We start from the raw sequence: 18,774 nt of genomic DNA, 5'->3' as shown, positions 1-18,774 counted from the left end.
TCTGTGTAGCGCGGCAAAATTTTTTAATATTTTAGACAAAATTTCTTAAACGAAAAAACAGGATTGAAATACTATTTGAACGGCGTTTCAATCCTGTTTAAAACGGCTTTTGGATAGACTCAATTAGAGAAAATCTTTTTTACGTCTTCACAATCATTCAGTGATAACAAGAACTTTCCTTTGATCCCTCGTAATATCTCAGCCATTTCCTGAAATTCGGACCTGGTAAACTTGGCCGTGTAATAGTGTTCGGTCCCATAATAGGGCGGGTCGAGGTAAAATAGTGTCGAGGCAGTGTCGTAACGCTTTATCACTTCCTGCCATGGCAGACACTCAATCACCACGCGGGATAAGCGTTTATAAATCTCCTCAAGAAGAGGAACCAGTTTTGTTATGTCAAACCGGGCTGGAGCGGTTCTGACAACGCCAAAGCTGCCCCTTGTTTTCCCGCCAAATACCGTGCGCTGCAGATAGAGAAAACGGGCTGCACGTTCCAGATCAGTCAGTGTGTCAGGATCGGTTTTCATGAGTCTTTCAAACTCACTACGGCTCGTCAGTCGATATCTCAACATATCCAGCAACGGCACATAATGTCTCTGTAGAACCCTGAAAAATGTGATTACTTCCCGGTCATAATCGTTAATGACCTCGCATTTTGACACGAAATCACGTCTTAGAAAAACGCCTCCCATCCCGACGAATGGCTCTACATAACAACTATGTGTAATTTCTTTTTGACAACTGATAATCCTTTTTGCCAACAGCCTTTTCCCTCCTACATATGGGGCTGCTGGATGGCAGGGTTTAACGGCTTGCATGGTTCTCCTTCTCATATAATTTTGAATTAACATTTTTTACTGGCGTAACAGCCTCAAAATCTCCACATTCAGTAACAGCCCGGGCCGCCTCCATATTCTGCTCATTAACGCGGCGACCGTCGTAAAGAGCAGCAGAATGAGAGCACCTGATACGCTCCTCACGCTCGTAAAAGCGCTTCCATAAAGCCGCGTAATGCTCTCCACATTCTGTCAGTTTATCAGTCAGGAAACGTTCCCGCTCCAGCGCCAGACGAAGCTGCTCATTCTCAAGGGCACTTGCGTCAATAACATTACGCTCATGGCTCAGGCGGACTTTGGCCCATTGCCCGAACCACCCTGCAAACATGCCCACAACCCCGCCTATGACGGCTTCCCACCCTTTTGCGAGGTCCAGGAATTCTAACGGGCTCACATTACTCCGTCAGGGCATCCGGCTTTGCCGGCAGGTCTGTGCTTGTTGTGTCCGTGCCCCCAATGATGGCCTGCAACGCTTGCACATAGGCTTTAGTTTTGGGGCCAAATGTCTCTCCCATAGCCACCATCATGGGCGCCTGAGCATTGATTTCATCGACGGCATGTTGTGCTTTGTCTCCCAAACTCAAGCCAGGTTTGATATAGGTTGTAATTTTACAATCTTTATCAATATTGACACCCACATTATCCTTAAACAAGTAATTATAAACTTTGTTGTAATCATCTTCAGATAAGCGCAACCAATACGGATTATTTGAAACAAAATCTTCATAGCTTGCAGCAGATTGTACATTCCTGTGATCGTCAATCATTGCATAATAATACGTTGCCATTTTTACATAATCCCTGTTACGGTTAATACATATTCTCCGGCCACTTTTGACCAGGTTGACGCCGAATCAATAGAAACTCCGTAGATCATCACACCGTCTTTCGTTATGTCACGCTGCATACTGGATACGCCTGTTTTGTTGGCAATCATGACATTACGCCCCTTCCAATTTGGAGCGGCCTGATCGTAAAATTCAACATTGACAGATGTTTGAATCAGGATAGGGGTTTCTTTAAAGCTATAGGGAAATGGGACCCAAATATTTGTTTGGTCTCCATTAGGGGTTACAAATGTAAATATCTGTGTCACCAAACGCCCATCTCCTACCCCCTGGGTAATAATTTCTGAATAACGGTTACCACTTCCATTTTGTAAAACGCCATTCGAATAAAGGCGAACCTCGCCGGAACTCCCATCGCCATTACTCTGTTTGAGCGTTAAATATGTGCCCTCCTGAACGATTTCTCCAGAATAAGCACTGAGTTTACTGTTGAATTTTACACTTCCGCCGACAGTTCCACCCGCCAGATCAAGCTTTCCGGCTTCAGCGGCTTTGGCACGCGCAGCCTCGGCCTGCACATCATTCGTCGTAGCCAAAGTCTCGCCACCGGCATTTTTCAGGGTGCCATCCGTTGTAGCTTCCAGAACGCGGTAAAAATTCCCGTCCAGATCCTTGATCACCAGCCGGCCTGTAATGTGATTGCTCCCGTCTGGCTGGATGGCCTGCAAGTAAAACTGGCCGTTCCCCACCTGGGCGCCGAGTGTCTGGGACAGGGTTTCTCCCTTCTGGGCAAATGCCCCTCCAACCAGTAACGCCCCCGAAAGTGTCCCACCGGAAACAGGCAGTAGCCCGTCCTCAGCATTTCTGGCGCGTGTAGCTTCGGCCTGCACATCATCCACCGTAGCCAGGGCCTTTCCACGGACATTTTTCAGGGTGCCATCAGTCGTAGCTTCCAGAACCTTATAATAAGTTCCGTCCAGATCATTGATAAGCAGGCGCCCGGTGATGTGGCTTACATTATCAGGCTGAACAGCCTGCATATAAAACCGCCCGGTCCCTACTTGTGTGCCGAGGGGATTTGATAGCGTTTCCCCATTTTGGGAGAACTGTCCGCCTACAGACAGCTTCCCCGAAAGAGTGCCTCCGCTCAGAGGCAGAAGGCCCGCCTCAATACTCTTGGCGCGTCTGGTCTCAGCGGCAATATCCTCGCTTGTGGCAACGGACTTTCCCTGAATGGTTAGGCTGCCTGTAATATCGCCACCACTCAGGGGCAGATACCCGCTTTGGGCATCACTTACATCACAGAGTGTGTGAATGATGGGGTTGATGAGCGCCTGATTAAGCGGCGTCCCTTCCTGCTTGCCAGGCACAAGATCAAGGACAGAAGGACGCCCCTTATCATCCACCGTCATATTAGGCACGCCCATAAATTGGGGCCATTTGGGGTTAGTCATTTACCCACACTCCATCATGTCTGAAATAAACTTCGCTATGGGCCGGTTTCAGAAGTTGAAAAACCCGCATCAGCTCTGCAAAACCACTCTTATCGTCCTGCGCCGCGTCCATCATGCCAGACACAGCCAGCCCGCAAACGGCTTCCAGAGAGCCATTTGGCAGTTCCACAATCCACATAAAACGCAGCGTGACATCACTCACTTCAGAACCATCACCACACGTAACAGCCCCGCAAATCGCTGCTTCCGGCTCTGTAATGGATATGCTGACGCCGTAACTCTCGGCCAAAGCGATATAAAAAGCCGGGGTCTGGTTGCCTCGGGCCGTCCATCTCTGTTGCAGAATGTAACGCCACTCACGCTCAGTCAGATCCCCCTGATCCCGTCCCAGCGGATCAGGCCCCAGCAATGTACGATAATCATCAAGCAGAAGATCCGATGAACCAGGGCAAATCTCCCGCACAATTGCAGCGCCATCCCGCTCAAGTTCTTCCCGCGGGCCTGCGAGCGCACGCATAAGCACCCTGACATTAGAGCCGTTCAGGGCAGTGCCAGCCGGGAGGAGACCCTCACTCCACTCATGGGCAATTTCATCAGCAGAACGTGGAGCAGAAACAAACGTCATTTCTTTATCGCCTGCCACGTAATGCCGTCCATAACGGGTAGCTGATTCACATTATAGACGGTGTCATGAAGGGGAGAGATCACCGAGGACACCCCGCCAACGGCATTAAACAAAGCCGCCTGTAACGCTTCAAGATAGCGCGTTCCACCTATGCTGACACCGTTATAGACTGACTGAAACGCGGCCATAACCTTGTCACGATTGACCTGATTATCCAGCCCCAGCCTGACAATGGGCGTTTCATGCACCAGCTCAACAGGATAGACGGTCGCATGGCCCACAATGGGCCTGCGTGCTTCAATATAATCCTGCACCCGCACGATCTCTTCTTGCGTCGGCACACGCGGCCCCGCAAAACCGATAATCACCCCAACGGTGCCAGGCCCCGTATAAGAAGGCACGACATTGACGAATTTAGCCCCGGCATTACTCGCCCATTTGCGGTAATCCTCAGCATCTCCGCCATTATAGGGGTTGCGAATGGCATCAATAATGCGTCCCCTCCAGTCCTCAACGCCTTCAATATCAGCACCACCAGCCAGACCGTCCTGATCCACCGTGATCGTATCAATTCCAGCAACAGGACTAACCAATGAAAGGACATTATCGGCCGGAATGTTCCCCGTCGTTCCTGTGGTTTGACAGGATACAGAAGCGCTTTTGCTCTCTCCCGGGGAAAGTGTAACAGGCTGGCTTAATTCCCATTGCACAGAACCATCTTTGGTCAGCACACTTCCTTGCGGCAGGGACACGTCACTCACGGCCTTGATGATCACCTTACCCACTGCTGATTGCGGGGCCAAACGAGGCACACCCCAGATTTGTCCATGCTGTGGCAAAAGGCCGTCTGAACCCACCGTCGCCGTTGTCGGTAAAAGCTCAAGAAAACGATCCCGGATATAAAGGTAAGTCTCATAATCAGAGAGTGCCATGGCTGAGACCAGCACCTGCTCAAAGGTGGAGGGTGCGGTCGGGTCAAGCGTAACCATACTCCCATCATCCGCCCTGAATGTTGCCTGAGCGAAGCTTGCCATATAACGCTGAGCAATATCGGAAGGGGTGGGAATGCGCGCGCTCATAACGTCTCCACACGCTGGGTGACAGACGTGCCGGCATTTTTAACCGTTACAGTTAAAGCGCGGTCTTTCCACCCTGCTGAAACAGACATCTCCTGCCCATGATAGGCCCCAATCGGGTCCACGGCTGCCTGTGCGTAATCTTCCGCCGTAATGCGCGTAGCCTCACTTCTTTTGGCACGCTCCAACAGCCAGAGCTTGGAGCCAAGCCGTTGCCCTTCCTCCTGCAAAATATCACCAACCCAACCGCGCTTTCCGCCCAGTGGGATCATCGTGCCATCAGGCTCAGTCAATAAAGAGGGAATGACGTCATCAGGGTCTGCACGACGGTGCGAACCAAGCGCAATAATCAACGCTGAAGCCAACGTGAGATCAAAACTGATCTGTCCGCGTCCTTCACCGGTTCTGGTAATGACAAGATCAGTCTGCCCATGATGGTCGGGGCCAATATGAAGGGTGCCAATGCTCATATCCTACTGATACAAACTGCCACCCTAAAACCATCAGGGGGAAAACCTCCCCCCATATAATCTGTTACTGAGGTTTAGCTGTGCTAGCCCCACCAGCCTGCACACCACTATGAGTGTGGTTGTTGAGAGAAACTTTGGCGGTCACATCTTTACCGGCATGAATATTACCAGAGACCGTAAGATTACCTGTTATAGTGACACCACTCTGGTCCAGCTTTAATATTTCTGTCCCTTTCACGTGTATAACAAAGGAACTGACGACATCAACCTCGGCAATCAGACCGTTGCGGAAGATAAGCCTCTGTCCCGCTGCATCATAAAGAACCGTTTCGCCTTCTTTTAAATTTCCCATGCGTGCCGCCGCGGGATTGGACGGCGGTAACGCCACAAGATCAGCAGGGTCAGCCCCCGTGCTAACAATATGGGTAACCGCCCCATCAATAGGTACGTGAGAAGAAAAGCCGAACGGTTGATGAACCGGGATTTTGGTCCTGACTTGCCCCGCATGAACATTGAGATCCACCAGCTGCTCAGGCCCGTCATCATAAACAGCGCCCACAACAGCACGGGCAATTTGAGAGCGGAGATGCGGATCGCATGATAAATATCAATGATATTCATGATTTATCCGCTTCATCACGCCGCCACGTCTTGCCATGCTTGCGGGTAATCTGTCCTTTGGTGGGAGTATGGTCAGCACCGCCTGTTAAATCATAGGCATCCGGCGGCACGACCGAAATCCGTGTCTCACACTGATCCCCTGAAATCATCCATGTTACCGCGCCAATCAGCATGTCCCCATTCACACCACAAACATCGTCTTTAACCTTCACGATCTGGTTGGGTTTCCAGAGGGTTTTCTTACTAGTCAGTAATCGGGGCACGGTATATACCCGAGCAGAACCCTGAGCACGGGTCGTGCGCATACGCCAGGCAGCCTGATCGTCCAGAGTAAAAGGCTGCCCGGCCTGACGTGACGGTGTGGCCGCCTGTTTGGGAGGGTCTGTCCTGTTCCAACCCGCACGGGGCGAAATTTGTGATTTTTGCAGGATCGACGCCAGTTCTGCCCCACTATGAGAAACCTGCTGCTGCCCCTGGCTCGTCGTTCCCGCCACATAAACCTTCGGCCGGTAACGCCCGACCTTCTCATCATAACAATAGCCAAACGCGCAGGCCGCCTGCTTTTCATGCGCAATATGCCCCTTTGTCAAAAGGGCAGCGCCGGCAGCTTCCAACACTGAAAACGCGCTTTTCTTACCCCTATGAACAGACGTGCCTTGTGCTTTGACAATATGGTCCGAAAAACTCTGATTTAAACGTTCTTCAAATCGCTGCACATTACCCCCGGGAAAGACCAGATCCTCATCAGCGCGCGTCGTCCCGGGCTTTGTTAGTAAAATATTTCCTAATCCGTCAGACGTAACCAGCACGCCTCGCTGGCGGCTCTGCTTTTCAATCGCATCCAACACAGAGGAACCCGCCTCAAAGGCAACAACCTCAAAGGGCGCCCCCGTATCCACAACCCTTTTGACACTTAAGCCATAGGGGGTAGCGAGAGACCCCACAACCGTTTCCAGTCGCACATGGTCCATCCGTCCCGGCCCTTCAGGCTGGGCGGTGCAATCGACAATGTCACCCGCCAGATCGCGCCCCGAAATCGTAACGAATAAGGAATGTTCATCACCACGGGAATTAATCGCCTCAACCCATCCCTTAAGCACGGGGAAATTGGCAACATATATCTGCACTGACGCCCCTAATCGAGGATATTCTCCAATTTGTGGGGGAAAGGACAAAGCCAGCTCAACACGGAAAATCCCTGCTAGATTTGCCAAATCCATGCCCACCTCAAGGCTGGTCCAATGGTCGATAAGCTGCCCCTCAATCACCAGCAACGCATTACGGTCCAGCTTTTCAATGGTCATGAGTCATCTCCAACATTTCAACCAGACCAGAGGGAATAAGTGCTGGGTGTCGAACGTGATTGCGGGAAACCGCATCATCAAACATGGTCTGCACATTCGCGCTATTATCGCCTCCCATCGCATAGCAGAGGGACCAGAGCGAGGACCGCGCCGCCACCGGCACTTCCAGAACCTGCGGCAAACTGCCAATGCGGGAATTGGCATCAGCAATCAGTCCTGCCTTGAGGGCCTGAGCACCAGTATAAAGTCCTCCTAAAGACTGTGAGGATTGGGAAGAAGCCGCGTTCTCAATGGACGTACCCAAATCATTAATGGCCGCCACAATCTGGTCCCGCGCATCCTCTGCCTCCTGATTGCTCACAAAGTCTGACGCCGCCCAGCCAGAGACAAGCTGACTCACCACAAAAGCCTGCGCCGCCACGCTGAGCGCCAGCATCGTGCCCGGGTCAGTATTTTGGGAGGCGAGATCAGCACCCGCCTGTTTGATCTGCTGAGCTGCATTTAATAAGAGCTTCGTTACCGTCTGCCCTGTAACCTGCTCCCCTTGAGGCGTGACAGACGGGCTGGCAATCACCGATTGATCCGGTTCCGTAATGGCCGCAGCTACCGACGCGGGCAGCCCGGCCAGGACATCCACAACCTGTCCGCCATAATCAGGCTGGGAGGGGGACACGCCCTTTGCAGCCTGCACCAGAACAGGTGAAGCCGCACTTTTAATAGGCTCTGGTGCACTAGCGGTCAGAGAGTCAAAAATGCCCTGACATTGGGAGACGAGAGAACTCACCCCATTAATTAGCGCAAGGGGCAACGTTGCGACAGACAACACATCAGAAATCAGGCTCTGGGCCTGGTCCATTAATTGGTCAGCTGTTTCCAGAATATTATTGATGGTGTCATTAATACGCCCAAACAACCCCTTCTTTGCCGGTGGATCAGGGTCCCGGACAAGCTCTACCTGAAAGGTTGTGCAACGAATGGCATTTTCACGGAACTGAAAGGTCGCAGGAGAAACCAGCCGGACCTTGAGGTTCCCCCACCATGGATGCACCAGCGTCACCTTGCCGGTCTTCATCAAAGCCGTGCGCATCCGTTTGGAACGGGTAATATAATCATCCCCAACAATCACACCACTTATGGAAAGTGGGGTATCGATTGCACCAAAATCCTGAAAGAGCTGCTTGTCAGGGTCCTGATTAGGGAACAAAACCCGGTGAATACGCCGCCCGGCTTGTTCACGTGAGTCAATAATGGAGAAGGAAACACCTGCAAGCGTGCTCTGCTGCGTCAGGCGGGCAAAAAGCCCCCCCGCCAGACCACTGCCCAGCTGCGCAATCTCGGAACCAGCGAGGCCACCAAGGCCCTGTGTGTCAATAAGCGACATCAGGGCCTCACCATCATCGGCCCATGATCGACCTGAATAGAGGAGTGGTCAGAACGGGCCGAGACCTTTAGCCCTTTCTCTGCTTCAATCCTGATTTTGACAGTGCGTTCTTTTGGCTCTGTCCTATGTCCCGAAGGCTGAGCATGATGCGCCAAAACATGGTGATGATGATAATGTTTTGTCTTTGAGATCACCGAAGAATGATGTTTCGGATGTTGATGATCATATGTTTTGAGAAGTTTGGCATTCACACTTCCCAGCGCCCTTCTTTTATTGAAATGCCTGATTTGCTCTGCATACCATGACTGAAAACCCTGAACTTGTTGGTCTTTTTCCTTTTGGGTTTGCAGCGTATTCACAGGGTCATAATGGGAGTGATCATCACGTCCCGATAAAAAATCATGCAGGTTTCTTGGCCACATATGCTTCAGGCGGTCAATAAACGCACTGATCTGGTCCCCCAAATCCTGGAAAAATTGCTTAACCTTGTCAGAATTTTTCCAGAGCAGAACCAGCACCACCACTAATGCCAGCAACCCCACAATCACCAGAACCACAGGCCATGAGACCAGCCCCAAAATAACGCCCATGGCCCCAAAAGCCACACTGGCCAGCCCGATGACAGCCCCCAGTCCCGTGATCACCGTAACCGCCGCAATGACCAAACCTACAAGGCCAATCAAAACAACCGTAAGACCATGACAATGCTTGTCCATCCACTCAAGACATTCATTAACAAAATTGACAGCCACCGTCAGACCATTGAGAATGGGCGTAAAATCATCCCCGATGCGTTTGAGCAACTCCATCAGGGATTCCTCAAATTTTTGCACGGAAATCAGACCGGACTTTTTCCCGTCTGCATAATCACGGTCAATCACCTGTTGGTCAGCCCCTGCCACTTTTTTACGAATTTTGCTGAATTGTGGCCAGTGATCCAAAATCGCCCGGATAGCCCCTGTGTCATATTGGTTGCCAAACAGGTTCGAGAGAACAATTTCTTTATTGCGGGCATGATCGACAGCAAATTTGATTTTGTTAATAACGGCTACCATTGGGTCGATACCATTTTTTCGGGCCTTGTCCTCAAAATCAAACAGATTTTCCCCTTTAAACACCCGTCCCCAATGCTGTAATCCATGCCTTGACGTTACCGTCTGCAAAAATGCCATACCTCTGGTGAACGCCTCACCATCATTACCGGTTGATTTTCTAATAACCCCGATAGCCGCAGCCAGATCATCAACACCTGATCGCCCTTTGATACCCAGACTTCCTGCTGCCGCTGCCAATTCTGGTAAGAGTGGTGCAACTTTTTCAAAAGGCAGGTCTGCATTTTTCCCGTCAATCGCGAGTGATGCCAAAGCACCCTGTAAGTGTTTGTCGTCAATGCCTAAATTCTCTTTGAGAGCAAAAGCCGTCTTGGCCACGGCTTCCGGCTTGGCATTATAGGCTGTGGCAATCTTTGCCGTTGTAGCCAGAGAGCTTTCCAGTTCCTGTCCACGAAATCCTTCACGTGAGAAAAACCCTAACGCTTCTGCAAGCTCCCCACCGCTCTGGCCTGTATTTCGTGCCAGCTCATTGATTCTTATTTTCTCAGCCGCAACATATTTATCGAGATCAGCCCCATGAATTTCCAGCCCAATCCCGACGTGCCTTATTGTATTGTCATACTCCGCCGCCTCCTTAGCCGGTTCCAAAAGCTCGAACCCGCCCATGAGCGCGCCAAACCCACGGGACTGCGTTTTTTCCCAATTTTCATGAAAGCTGTGTAAAGCCCCGCCAAACCGGCTCCCATGACCAGACTCACCAACCCCTGACAGGGCCGATTTCAGCCGCCCTAATACCCCAATAGAGGCACTGGCCCGCTCATCTAGAACCGCCATTTCCCCTATAGCCGCTCCGAGACCCCCAGAGGCCGCTTCACCAGCTCCTGCCGTAGCTCCCAAGGCCTCACTTAATTCCCCTGAAACCCCCACAGCACTTTGCATGGTTTCTGTGAGGTGCCCAGTTGTCCGTTCCATTTCAGTAAGGGAACGGTTCGCGGCCTCACTGCCTGTGGTCGCTTCGGCAATTCCCTCAAGCCGTGCGGTTAAATCCTCAATACGCTGGAGAATTTTTTGCAGGGGAGAGCTCATCTGGTCGAGCAACTGCAATTCAAATTGAGCCGTCAGTTCTCCAGCCACAAAGGCCTCCGTTAATCCAGCGTGTTAATATCCAACCTCTGATTTGAGGCGCTCGCTATAGTCGTTCTGGGCAGCGGTCCAGAAATTGAGTTCCTGAAACGTCAAGGCCCGAAGGTCGCTGCGGTTAAACCGCAGCGTATTGGCGAGAGAGGCCAGCCTTACGGGCCAGTCATCTCCCCATCGTCCAAAAAACCGGACATGATTTTCTGGCAGCGCACATAATCACGTCCACTCATGGCGCGAAGGAGCTTTTCCCCCACAATCCCCTTATTGCCGGTGCAGCGCTGCAACATATCGAGAGAGGTCTTGGCATTAACACCCCCCGTGCTGCTATCAATCAGATCACCAGCTGTCAGTTCACGGAAAACAAGCTCTGAAAGCTCTTTCCTGTCGCCACCCTGAAATTCAAGGGATACAGGGCGGGTCAATGTGTAACGGATGGAACCATCTTCCAACAGCTCAGCCCCTTTGGGGAGTTCTTCTGATTTATGCTCTTCGGTCATTATTTAGTCTCCTGATACGTATTGAAGGTAAAGGTCACGGTGGCTGGCTTGCCGCCACCAGCCCATTCCGGCTGCTCACGCACCCAGGCGTCAGACACCACAATGGTCGTGCCAAGGTCGGTCTGGAGCTGAAGTTCGCCTTCGCCAAGGGATGGGTCAAAATCATTAAGCGACATGTCGCTCGTCATATTGACGTTCACCTTGACCTGCCCGCCCTGATATTCAGAGGAACGGAGCGTGCGGAAATTGGCGTGAACGTCATTATTCTTGACGCCACTGAGTTTGATGGAAGAGCTTTTATCAGTGTCGTACTGTTTGCCGCGCCAGAAAAAGCGGATAATACCAAGTGTCTGTGCCATTTTTATACCTGTAATTGCAGTGAGTTCGCCAGGACAACCAGACTGCCCATAGGCTTGATTGGAAGAGAGGAATCAACACGTGAGCGGTCTTCCCCATTGCGCTCAAACTGTGCCTGTGCCCCAGTCGTCGCCACATCATCAATCCAGCCCTGATTTTGATAAAGCAGGCACTGGGCAACCCATGAAGCCTTCAAGGTTTTGGGTGTGACCACCCCTTCCGCATTAGCCAGTGGACTGTCATCATCAGCGAGCTTTGAACGGGCATAGGTCTCATTTACGTAAGTGTTCCACTCATAGCGGACACGCGCCCCAATGGAAGGAATCATAACGTCCCACACTCCCATAGATTGCCCCGTTTTGGGGTCAGAGGTACGGGTAGTCACCACACGCTCAAGCGCCATTGTGCCGTCACGTTGGACTTTAACAGTTGAACAGCCATTCTGAAGCAGAACCGAACGCTGCGTGTCAGAGAACTGGTTCGCTGTTTCCGGTCCTAGATCACTCAATGTATTGAGCGGCAAGGTCCGCAACTGACGGGCGGGGTCATTATTCAGAGACTGTGCCACCTGTGCGCCCAAAGCCGCAGCAATCTGCCAGGAGCTGCAACGGGGGTTCTGGAGCGGCAGCATGATCAGCTCTTCAGAGGTCATGAAATTCTGTTGCACAGCCAGAGCCTGGCCCTGTGTGGCACGCAGACCAACAAAAACGCGCATATCCTTGGCGACCATGGCATCATTACGTCGTTTTGCTTCAGCCACAGCCGCAGAAATTGCCGTGACATCCGTCTGGCAGAGTATGACGTCTGTATACCAGGTTTCACCCAGAGCCAGTAAAGCCGGGGCAATATCAATGTCCCCCGTGCCGCCCGCCATAGCCTTGACGGTAACGGACACACCGGCAATCTGGTCACTAACCGCGCTGGAATAGCGAATATCAATGTCGTTGGTTAGGGAGCCACCTTCACCAGCCGTAATAGTCACCGTGCTTTTATCGTCATTGCCCAGAGCCACGGACAGCCCTGTCAAACGCAGCGCGGCACTGGCTCCTGCAGCCTTGACCAGCCCAGAGGCAATGTCACCAGAACTCGCCCCAACCGCCACACTCCAGCTGACCCGCACGCCGGCCAGAATAACCGCCGCCGTCGTGGCTGAAGCGGCTGTGCCTGCAAAGGTGATGGCCCCACTGGCGGGGGCAGCGTCATCAGGTAAGGCAACGCCAATAACATCCACACTCAATGTGGGTTTTTCATTCAAAAACCCACGAACCGTCTGCGCCAGCACAGACCCCGCCCCATAGAGCTGCTCGGCCTGACCTGTCGTGATATATTCATGCAGCACACCAGCTGCATTTTTGTTGCTGGTCTGACCGATAATCACAATGCGCAGCGGCATCCCCGCCAATGAGCCGGGGGCCGGCACATAGCTGACCTCTGTATAAGAGCCAGGGACGGCCCATTCACCCGGGATTTCCTGAAAATCAACACTCATGATTTATCTTCCTTTTTAGAAGGAGCCGGGGCCGCTGTGACAGGTTTTGTCGCTACTGGTTTCGTGAGTGTTTTTTCATCGACCAGCACCAGATCACCCGCCCGCAACGCTCGCGCCCAATAGGGGTCGTTCTTTTTCACCTTGAACGGCTCACCCGGCACATCCTGTCCCTGTGGCGTAAGCACGCGCCGTTTCTCTCCGGCTTTCACCAGAATTGTTTCATCCATTCTTTTTCTCCTGTTCTGCTAACGTCTCAATCTGGTTGGTCTGTTTGATGAAATCGTCCAGCAGGGCGAGTGTTTCGCTATTGCCCAGCTCAACATTGTCAAAAACCAGTTCTGCGACGATCAACGCACTGCGTTCGTTAAACCACTCCGCTGTTTCCGGGATGTTCAGATTACGCACACAGCACGTGCCAATGCCCGGCACCGTCCAGTTATGCATCCCGCCCGCAATCGCGGCCATCACACCCATAATGCCCATGCCACGGAGTTGACCTGTGCCCTGATAAAGGGCCTCACTTTTCACCTGCGTCAGTAAAATGCCGACCGGAAAGGAAACCGTGCCGGTAAATGATGCCCCCGCACGGTCATTCCCCCGCCAGCCACCGAAACCTACCGCTACCGTGGCCCCGTTCTTGATGATTTTCTGCCATGTCCCCTGTGTCGGGTGGGGCGGTAAAATCGTGTGAGCGAATGAGGCTTCAGGCAATAATCCCCTCAAACGAGCACATACGGCCTCAAAGAGTTCGGCCAGAACATCACCCTTCAAAATCGCTTCAGGATAGCCTTTAGGGGTTATGTCTTTCACCATAACGCCCCCGCACTCATTCCAGCTTGCCGTGAAGTGATACGGGACCAGCTCTGGCTTGTTTCATTTACGACCTGGGCATCAAGCGTGGCTTTTCCAGAAGCAACATCACGCAACCAACTCATGGCGGCCTGCTGGCCGGCTTTGATCTGTTCAGAGGGAATGTTGTCACCCCCCGTCGCCAGATCAAACCGTGCCAGTTGACAGCAAACACGCACCAGAACCGGCGTCACCGGGTTTACAGGCAATTGGTAACGACGCTGGAGATAGCTATCCATCACGGCTGAAACATCGTTTAAAACCTGTTTCACACGCACTTCATCCAGCGTGCCACGGGGCGCGTCCAGATCAGTCGTCGTGGCCGCAATTTCATCACGGCCGTAACGTGAAGTCAGATCATCCAGCGTCGCATAAGCCATTGTTACACAACCTCAACCAGCGTCAGTTCAGGTTCACGTCGCATTGTCTCAATCTGCTCATCAGACAGTTCACGGCGGGACCAGATTTTGACCCGCTCATGCGTAATACCTGCCCGCCTGAAGCCAGGGGTCGCACACATCACCAGAACAGAGCCTGAGGGCAAGGGGTGCTTTCCTGACGGCGTCAGCATGACAGCCTTCATTTCAGTTTTTTCGTCAGTCTTGCTCATCAGTCATTCACCGCCAAAGTGTTGAGGTAAGGGCACACAACGAGCTTGACCGTGCCAGCCCAGGGGTTGGACCCCGTGACGTACGTCTTGTTGTCGGGTGCTAGCGTGGGTAGGAAGTCCTTTTCCACCAGCTGCCGCGCAGGCCCTTCCAGTGAGGTCGGGACGTACAGAATGTCCGGCCGGGTGTTATAGGGCGTGCCATCCCGCCTGAACTGCGCCTGCATCTGCGCAATCGCTGCGCCAATATTCTCGGCCGTTAAGGGTGCCGTGGAGCGGAAGGCAAAATTATGCAGCCCATAACCAGCAGCACAACGCCCATCAGCCCCCCACACAAACTCATTGCCATTAAAGACATTTCCTTGTGTCAGCTGCGTGCGCGCCTGAACGGTAAAGGGACGGCGACGCTGGAAAATCAGGGGTTTTAAAGGCTGTTTTGTGTTGAACAGATACCAGGCCGGCACTGCCCCAACACTCCCGCTAGGACGCTGAATGTTAGAGAAAACACTCTCCTTGCCATTCTGGTCATAAGCCTGATGGTCGGTATCAAAGAAATATTGCCCGTCCATGCCCTTCTGCTTATGGCCATTTTCCAGAAGCTCAAAGACCAACTTATCCGGCAGACTTCCTGCGTCCGCAGCCAGTTGCTGGGTAATGGGCGTCAGGAAGCCAAGCTGATCGTCCTCAATATCCTCACGGCGGATCGAGAATGTCTGCTCAAAGGTCTTGTTGCGGATGGTCATGCGCCCCGCTTCACCAATGCGGTGCACAATGCGCTGACCGAACCATTCCCGAAAGCCGGGAAGTTCCAGCAGACGGGGGTAAACCTCTTCTCCTGCGGAAGAAGGGACATCCAGCGTAAAGGGCTTATAATGCGTCTCAACCGTCTGGATATATTTATCAAACGCCAGATTAACACGCGCGGTCAGCGCATTAATCGTTCCAATATTAATGTCCATGATAAACCTCTCAGGAAATCAGCACGTAGGGAACGCCGGACTCAAGACCAGCAAGAATGCCCACCTTCAGCCGCGTTGCAGGGTTATGAATCTGCGGGTCATCAGAGGGAGCCGCGCCATTACCAAGGGTAACGGTCTCATCATCGAGCGCGTAAACATCCTGCCCGACTGCTACCCACCCAGGCACGCTATCAAAAGGCAAGGCGTAACAGCCCTTTTTCACCCAGACAGGAACGGATGCCCCCACCTGAGCAGAGCGGGCAATGCCCACAATGGACACGAGCGGTGACGGCGTATTGGTCGAACCAGCGGGGACAATCGTCCCATCCTCACACACCGCAACGAGTGATCCGCGATAAACCCGGAACCCCTCAGCCACAGAGTGACCAAATTCAGGCGCATGAGGCACGATCTTTTCAGAAAGGATGCGATCAGCTTTCAGCATTAGATCAACCCTCCTGCTTTCAGATCGGCCTCTGTTAGGCCAAGCGCGTTATCAACAACCTTCATGGATTTGTTCTCAATTCCAGAGGGGGCATGGCCAACCACAGCACCATGCAACGTCGTTACACCAGCGGCAGGAGCATCTGGCAGGCTGGCAACAATATTTTGCGCCAGCGCAGGATTGTTGGCATGAAGTGTCACAAGCTGGGCTTTCAGCTCATCACTTATGAGCTTTTTCCGTCCGGCTTCCTCAATAAAGCGCTCACCAGCCATTCTGGCGTTATTGGCTTTCAGCTCATTGATCTGTGCTTGAAGCGTTTGCTCAGCAGCGGAATGAAGTGTGACCTGTTCCTGCTGTTTTTTCAGTGTCGCAAGAAGGGTCTCATCAGTCGCCGTCTGATCCAGCCCTGCAAGATGAGCCAGCTGGGCATGAAGGGTAACGTGGCCTTTCGCTGCATCGAGCGCTGTATTAATCGCCGTTTCATCAGCATCAGCCGACAGGCCAAGGCGTGAACGCAGCGCAGAAAGTGGATACGTCAACGCATCCTCCTGTGTCTGTTGTGAATGAAGGGTTGTGAGCGAAAGATCAGGATTATTGGTCAGCGCTGCCCGCAGGATCTGCGTCACAACACCCCCAGTGCTTTTCAGGACGGGAGAAATGGCCCTATAGGCCCGGTCTGCCATCGCAGCCTTGCCACGCCGTGTCCATTCAACCCGCCCCCAAATCCCGTCAGGCCGGGTTTGCATTTCAACAATCCACCCCATGGCCGGGGCCGATTTCCCTTTTGGTGCGGCAAGGTCCGTGCTGTGATTTTCATCCAGCACGATCTTGCCACCCCGAAGAGAGGCGTTAATAATGGAAGAAAGATTGTCAGCCCGTAGCGTCCTGGACCCACCCACCGCCGGGAATGCCCCTGATGGCAGCACATGCACCCATTCAGGTACACCGTCAGTCTGTTCAGGTAGGGGAATTGAAGTCATCTCGCTCATGCGAGACAGAATGCGGGGGAATACCCCACCGAAGCAGGGGGAAAATCTCCCCCCCTTATAGCCCATTTAAAAGACCATCATATTTGCCCGCACAGCGCGTTTAATCCCCTCAACGCTGTCACGCATCATATCACGCCTAAAAACGCACGCTACCCCGTTCGAAACCGTTTGAAAACCGTTTGAAAATGAAACATGCACTCAGCAGTATAATGACCAGGCATAATAAGCTGCCCAAAATAGTATGATAGAAACCAGAAAGGTGAGTCCCAATCTGGACTTACCTTTCAATGAAATCACTCTTTTGTGGGAAACTGGGACAAATTCCCCTCATATTCCAAGCCTCTCTGAATAAGTTGTCTGATCGCTTCAGCCCTATTGATCTTATTAATTTCTGCCCATTTGTCCAACTTCTCAAGCAAAAAGCTATCTAACCTTGCGCCAATAAGGGGATTGGTACCTGTAGCAGGCCGGCCTCTTCCCTTTTTTATGTTATCATTTATTCTTGACGAGGATTGAGAGGGCATATTATGAATGTCCTTGGACAAAATTTTTTACACCAGTCCGTAAACCGACAGCACAAAGAAAGATTGCCGTCTCTCTTTGTGCTTAACCCTAAACATGAAAGCAGTAATTTCATGCCTAAAGATAGCTTACACTCTAGCACACTCGTTTTGTGTCATAAAGTTATAAGACAAGATGAAAACGAATGTAACCAAAGAGTCTTGGACAAAATTTTTTACACTTTCTGATTGATCTTACTTGCGGCGCATTATATACACAAATTATACCAAACAGGTAAGGAGACGCATGAACAAAAAAGACGAACAAATGCACATCCGTATTCCAAAAGACTTGAAAGAATGGTTGCAACAAGAAGCACAAAAAAGTTTTTGTTCTGCAAATGCCAAGCTTTTGATGATTTTGGATGAGAAAAGAAGAGCTGACGAAACTAGCTCCCCAAAATCATAATCTAACAGCCCACGAAGAAACTGGAACTTTCTTCATGGGCCTAACCAAAACGAAAAAAGGACTTTCGATATGGCTAATAATAGTTATAGCGTTCTTATCCTTAGAGGAACAGGGATAAGACGAGATAAAGAAGGGCGTTTTTGCCTCAATGATATTCATCGTGTCTCTGATAGCGATAGATCAAAACAGCCGTCAAATTTCTCACGACTTACGACGGCAAGAATGCTTATCGACGAATTGATCCGATCCTCAGATCTGAGGATCGCTCCTGTGAATGTCGTGAAGGGTGGCGTTTGCCAAGGCACTTACGCCGTGCGTGAGCTGGTTTATGCTTATGCCATGTGGATCAGCCCGGCTTTCAACCTGACGGTCATCCGTGCCTTTGATGCCATGATGCAGAATAAGGACGAAGTTACCGTCACATCCACTGCATCAGACATGCCACGCTTTCGCAATATGAGCAGTGCGTTCCGGCAGATGATGCAGGTTGCCCTGATCTGTGGCTGCACACCAAGACAGGCCGCTGAGCGCGCCGGGATGGGGGTTGAAAAACACTGGGGCATCAACCCGCTAAAAGAAATGAACCTCCTGCCAGAAAGCAGAAGCCTTTTTGACCTGAATGAGAAAGGATCAAACCATGCTTGATTTCTCCCTCATCGAAGTATCCGGTGTCATCGCTTTTTTGCTTGAAGGTGTCGCTGATCATAATAATCTGGAACTGGGGAATGAAGCCGTCTATGGCCTCAATACTATTCTCAGGGCCATCAAAAATACGGTTGATCAAACCGTATCTGATACAAACGAACAGAACGCCCAATAATAAACCCCAGTAATAAATCAGGGTAACAAGGGGACTTTCTTCTTGT

The 18,774-nt window shown here is 51.7% G+C and carries 25 protein-coding genes; 3 read left to right on the top strand and 22 right to left on the bottom strand.

All coding sequences use genetic code 11. The annotated features are described in order from the left end of the window. Positions 1-119: 119 nt before the first annotated feature. The 22 genes from AC3B6P_RS07635 to AC3B6P_RS07530 all read right to left on the bottom strand — a co-directional run bounded on the left by AC3B6P_RS07635 (position 120) and on the right by AC3B6P_RS07530 (position 17,463). Positions 120-818 (bottom strand): DNA adenine methylase, encoded by a 699-nt coding sequence (locus AC3B6P_RS07635; protein ID WP_489805499.1) that lies wholly within the window; start codon positions 816-818, stop codon positions 120-122. Continuing rightward, positions 805-1,230 carry a hypothetical protein gene (locus tag AC3B6P_RS07630; RefSeq protein WP_489805498.1) on the bottom strand — a complete coding sequence of 142 codons (426 nt, stop codon included), beginning with the start codon at positions 1,228-1,230 and terminating at the stop codon, positions 805-807. The genes AC3B6P_RS07635 and AC3B6P_RS07630 overlap by 14 nt, the downstream gene beginning before the upstream one ends. A gap of 1 nt (position 1,231) precedes the next feature. Next, on the bottom strand, positions 1,232-1,624 hold the full coding sequence (locus AC3B6P_RS07625) for a hypothetical protein (RefSeq protein WP_489805497.1): 393 nt from the start codon (positions 1,622-1,624) through the stop codon (positions 1,232-1,234). 2 nt (positions 1,625-1,626) lie between these two features. Then, positions 1,627-3,078 (bottom strand): hypothetical protein, encoded by a 1,452-nt coding sequence (locus tag AC3B6P_RS07620; RefSeq protein ID WP_489805496.1) that lies wholly within the window; start codon positions 3,076-3,078, stop codon positions 1,627-1,629. Further along, a complete protein-coding gene (locus AC3B6P_RS07615; protein WP_489805495.1) occupies positions 3,071-3,703 on the bottom strand; it encodes a putative phage tail protein in 633 nt (210 codons plus the stop codon). The genes AC3B6P_RS07620 and AC3B6P_RS07615 overlap by 8 nt, the downstream gene beginning before the upstream one ends. After that, a complete protein-coding gene (locus tag AC3B6P_RS07610) occupies positions 3,700-4,782 on the bottom strand; it encodes a baseplate J/gp47 family protein (protein WP_489805494.1) in 1,083 nt (360 codons plus the stop codon). Before AC3B6P_RS07610 ends, AC3B6P_RS07615 begins: the two co-directional genes overlap by 4 nt. After that, positions 4,779-5,249 carry a phage GP46 family protein gene (locus tag AC3B6P_RS07605; RefSeq protein ID WP_489805493.1) on the bottom strand — a complete coding sequence of 157 codons (471 nt, stop codon included), beginning with the start codon at positions 5,247-5,249 and terminating at the stop codon, positions 4,779-4,781. Before AC3B6P_RS07605 ends, AC3B6P_RS07610 begins: the two co-directional genes overlap by 4 nt. Positions 5,250-5,313: 64 nt before the next feature. After that, positions 5,314-5,808 carry a phage baseplate assembly protein domain-containing protein gene (locus AC3B6P_RS07600; RefSeq protein ID WP_489805492.1) on the bottom strand — a complete coding sequence of 165 codons (495 nt, stop codon included), beginning with the start codon at positions 5,806-5,808 and terminating at the stop codon, positions 5,314-5,316. Positions 5,809-5,866: 58 nt separating this feature from the next. Continuing rightward, positions 5,867-7,174 carry a phage baseplate assembly protein gene (locus AC3B6P_RS07595; RefSeq protein WP_489805491.1) on the bottom strand — a complete coding sequence of 436 codons (1,308 nt, stop codon included), beginning with the start codon at positions 7,172-7,174 and terminating at the stop codon, positions 5,867-5,869. Beyond that, complete coding sequence (locus tag AC3B6P_RS07590) at positions 7,164-8,555, bottom strand: DNA circularization N-terminal domain-containing protein (RefSeq protein ID WP_489805490.1); 1,392 nt, start codon at positions 8,553-8,555, stop codon at positions 7,164-7,166. Before AC3B6P_RS07590 ends, AC3B6P_RS07595 begins: the two co-directional genes overlap by 11 nt. After that, positions 8,555-10,741 (bottom strand): phage tail tape measure protein, encoded by a 2,187-nt coding sequence (locus AC3B6P_RS07585; protein ID WP_489805489.1) that lies wholly within the window; start codon positions 10,739-10,741, stop codon positions 8,555-8,557. The genes AC3B6P_RS07590 and AC3B6P_RS07585 overlap by 1 nt, the downstream gene beginning before the upstream one ends. Before the next feature lie 158 nt (positions 10,742-10,899). Further along, positions 10,900-11,244, bottom strand: coding sequence for a phage tail assembly protein (locus tag AC3B6P_RS07580; protein ID WP_489805488.1), 345 nt, complete (start codon positions 11,242-11,244; stop codon positions 10,900-10,902). After that, positions 11,244-11,603, bottom strand: coding sequence for a phage tail tube protein (locus tag AC3B6P_RS07575; RefSeq protein ID WP_489805487.1), 360 nt, complete (start codon positions 11,601-11,603; stop codon positions 11,244-11,246). The genes AC3B6P_RS07580 and AC3B6P_RS07575 overlap by 1 nt, the downstream gene beginning before the upstream one ends. Before the next feature lie 2 nt (positions 11,604-11,605). Then, a complete protein-coding gene (locus tag AC3B6P_RS07570; RefSeq protein ID WP_489805486.1) occupies positions 11,606-13,090 on the bottom strand; it encodes a phage tail sheath subtilisin-like domain-containing protein in 1,485 nt (494 codons plus the stop codon). Then, complete coding sequence (locus tag AC3B6P_RS07565; protein WP_489805485.1) at positions 13,087-13,317, bottom strand: hypothetical protein; 231 nt, start codon at positions 13,315-13,317, stop codon at positions 13,087-13,089. Before AC3B6P_RS07565 ends, AC3B6P_RS07570 begins: the two co-directional genes overlap by 4 nt. Further along, complete coding sequence (locus AC3B6P_RS07560) at positions 13,310-13,903, bottom strand: hypothetical protein (RefSeq protein WP_489805484.1); 594 nt, start codon at positions 13,901-13,903, stop codon at positions 13,310-13,312. The genes AC3B6P_RS07565 and AC3B6P_RS07560 overlap by 8 nt, the downstream gene beginning before the upstream one ends. Beyond that, a complete protein-coding gene (locus AC3B6P_RS07555; RefSeq protein WP_489805483.1) occupies positions 13,897-14,319 on the bottom strand; it encodes a gp436 family protein in 423 nt (140 codons plus the stop codon). The genes AC3B6P_RS07560 and AC3B6P_RS07555 overlap by 7 nt, the downstream gene beginning before the upstream one ends. Before the next feature lie 2 nt (positions 14,320-14,321). Beyond that, positions 14,322-14,549 carry an HI1506-related protein gene (locus tag AC3B6P_RS07550; RefSeq protein ID WP_489805482.1) on the bottom strand — a complete coding sequence of 76 codons (228 nt, stop codon included), beginning with the start codon at positions 14,547-14,549 and terminating at the stop codon, positions 14,322-14,324. Then, complete coding sequence (locus AC3B6P_RS07545) at positions 14,549-15,505, bottom strand: Mu-like prophage major head subunit gpT family protein (RefSeq protein WP_489805481.1); 957 nt, start codon at positions 15,503-15,505, stop codon at positions 14,549-14,551. Before AC3B6P_RS07545 ends, AC3B6P_RS07550 begins: the two co-directional genes overlap by 1 nt. Positions 15,506-15,515: 10 nt before the next feature. Next, on the bottom strand, positions 15,516-15,950 hold the full coding sequence (locus AC3B6P_RS07540; protein ID WP_489805480.1) for a hypothetical protein: 435 nt from the start codon (positions 15,948-15,950) through the stop codon (positions 15,516-15,518). Continuing rightward, positions 15,950-16,939 (bottom strand): phage protease, encoded by a 990-nt coding sequence (locus tag AC3B6P_RS07535; protein WP_489805479.1) that lies wholly within the window; start codon positions 16,937-16,939, stop codon positions 15,950-15,952. Before AC3B6P_RS07535 ends, AC3B6P_RS07540 begins: the two co-directional genes overlap by 1 nt. A gap of 293 nt (positions 16,940-17,232) precedes the next feature. Continuing rightward, positions 17,233-17,463, bottom strand: a complete 231-nt coding sequence (locus AC3B6P_RS07530) for a ribbon-helix-helix protein, CopG family (protein ID WP_489805478.1) — start codon at positions 17,461-17,463, stop codon at positions 17,233-17,235. Positions 17,464-17,746: 283 nt separating this feature from the next. Here AC3B6P_RS07530 and AC3B6P_RS07525 point away from each other — a divergent pair, with 283 nt between their 5' ends. The 3 genes from AC3B6P_RS07525 (at position 17,747) to AC3B6P_RS07515 (ending at position 18,728) form a co-directional block, all read left to right on the top strand. After that, a complete protein-coding gene (locus tag AC3B6P_RS07525; protein WP_489805477.1) occupies positions 17,747-17,908 on the top strand; it encodes a hypothetical protein in 162 nt (53 codons plus the stop codon). Positions 17,909-17,977: 69 nt separating this feature from the next. Next, a complete protein-coding gene (locus tag AC3B6P_RS07520; protein WP_489805476.1) occupies positions 17,978-18,553 on the top strand; it encodes a KilA-N domain-containing protein in 576 nt (191 codons plus the stop codon). Then, complete coding sequence (locus tag AC3B6P_RS07515) at positions 18,546-18,728, top strand: hypothetical protein (RefSeq protein ID WP_489805475.1); 183 nt, start codon at positions 18,546-18,548, stop codon at positions 18,726-18,728. The genes AC3B6P_RS07520 and AC3B6P_RS07515 overlap by 8 nt, the downstream gene beginning before the upstream one ends. Positions 18,729-18,774: the final 46 nt, after the last annotated feature.

This window comes from Aristophania sp. ESL1142 (assembly GCF_058107345.1).
The sequence above is the reverse complement of the archived record's forward strand: the minus strand, read 5'-3'. Positions and strand labels throughout refer to the sequence as shown.

Excerpts from the sequence above, each read along its gene's own strand:
- AC3B6P_RS07540 (WP_489805480.1), bottom strand. The coding sequence starts at position 15,950 with ATGCTGAAAGCTGATCGCATCCTTTCTGAAAAGATCGTGCCTCATGCG.
- AC3B6P_RS07535 (WP_489805479.1), bottom strand. The coding sequence starts at position 16,939 with ATGAGCGAGATGACTTCAATTCCCCTACCTGAACAGACTGACGGTGTA.
- AC3B6P_RS07515 (WP_489805475.1), top strand. The coding sequence starts at position 18,546 with ATGCTTGATTTCTCCCTCATCGAAGTATCCGGTGTCATCGCTTTTTTG.
- AC3B6P_RS07570 (WP_489805486.1), bottom strand. The coding sequence starts at position 13,090 with ATGAGTGTTGATTTTCAGGAAATCCCGGGTGAATGGGCCGTCCCTGGC.
- AC3B6P_RS07550 (WP_489805482.1), bottom strand. The coding sequence starts at position 14,549 with ATGAGCAAGACTGACGAAAAAACTGAAATGAAGGCTGTCATGCTGACG.
- AC3B6P_RS07620 (WP_489805496.1), bottom strand. The coding sequence starts at position 3,078 with ATGACTAACCCCAAATGGCCCCAATTTATGGGCGTGCCTAATATGACG.
- AC3B6P_RS07545 (WP_489805481.1), bottom strand. The coding sequence starts at position 15,505 with ATGGACATTAATATTGGAACGATTAATGCGCTGACCGCGCGTGTTAAT.
- AC3B6P_RS07565 (WP_489805485.1), bottom strand. The coding sequence starts at position 13,317 with ATGGATGAAACAATTCTGGTGAAAGCCGGAGAGAAACGGCGCGTGCTT.
- AC3B6P_RS07555 (WP_489805483.1), bottom strand. The coding sequence starts at position 14,319 with ATGGCTTATGCGACGCTGGATGATCTGACTTCACGTTACGGCCGTGAT.
- AC3B6P_RS07595 (WP_489805491.1), bottom strand. The coding sequence starts at position 7,174 with ATGACCATTGAAAAGCTGGACCGTAATGCGTTGCTGGTGATTGAGGGG.
- AC3B6P_RS07525 (WP_489805477.1), top strand. The coding sequence starts at position 17,747 with ATGAACAAAAAAGACGAACAAATGCACATCCGTATTCCAAAAGACTTG.
- AC3B6P_RS07560 (WP_489805484.1), bottom strand. The coding sequence starts at position 13,903 with ATGGTGAAAGACATAACCCCTAAAGGCTATCCTGAAGCGATTTTGAAG.
- AC3B6P_RS07615 (WP_489805495.1), bottom strand. The coding sequence starts at position 3,703 with ATGACGTTTGTTTCTGCTCCACGTTCTGCTGATGAAATTGCCCATGAG.
- AC3B6P_RS07625 (WP_489805497.1), bottom strand. The coding sequence starts at position 1,624 with ATGGCAACGTATTATTATGCAATGATTGACGATCACAGGAATGTACAA.
- AC3B6P_RS07605 (WP_489805493.1), bottom strand. The coding sequence starts at position 5,249 with ATGAGCATTGGCACCCTTCATATTGGCCCCGACCATCATGGGCAGACT.
- AC3B6P_RS07530 (WP_489805478.1), bottom strand. The coding sequence starts at position 17,463 with ATGCCCTCTCAATCCTCGTCAAGAATAAATGATAACATAAAAAAGGGA.
- AC3B6P_RS07575 (WP_489805487.1), bottom strand. The coding sequence starts at position 11,603 with ATGGCACAGACACTTGGTATTATCCGCTTTTTCTGGCGCGGCAAACAG.
- AC3B6P_RS07635 (WP_489805499.1), bottom strand. The coding sequence starts at position 818 with ATGCAAGCCGTTAAACCCTGCCATCCAGCAGCCCCATATGTAGGAGGG.
- AC3B6P_RS07520 (WP_489805476.1), top strand. The coding sequence starts at position 17,978 with ATGGCTAATAATAGTTATAGCGTTCTTATCCTTAGAGGAACAGGGATA.
- AC3B6P_RS07590 (WP_489805490.1), bottom strand. The coding sequence starts at position 8,555 with ATGTCGCTTATTGACACACAGGGCCTTGGTGGCCTCGCTGGTTCCGAG.
- AC3B6P_RS07610 (WP_489805494.1), bottom strand. The coding sequence starts at position 4,782 with ATGAGCGCGCGCATTCCCACCCCTTCCGATATTGCTCAGCGTTATATG.
- AC3B6P_RS07580 (WP_489805488.1), bottom strand. The coding sequence starts at position 11,244 with ATGACCGAAGAGCATAAATCAGAAGAACTCCCCAAAGGGGCTGAGCTG.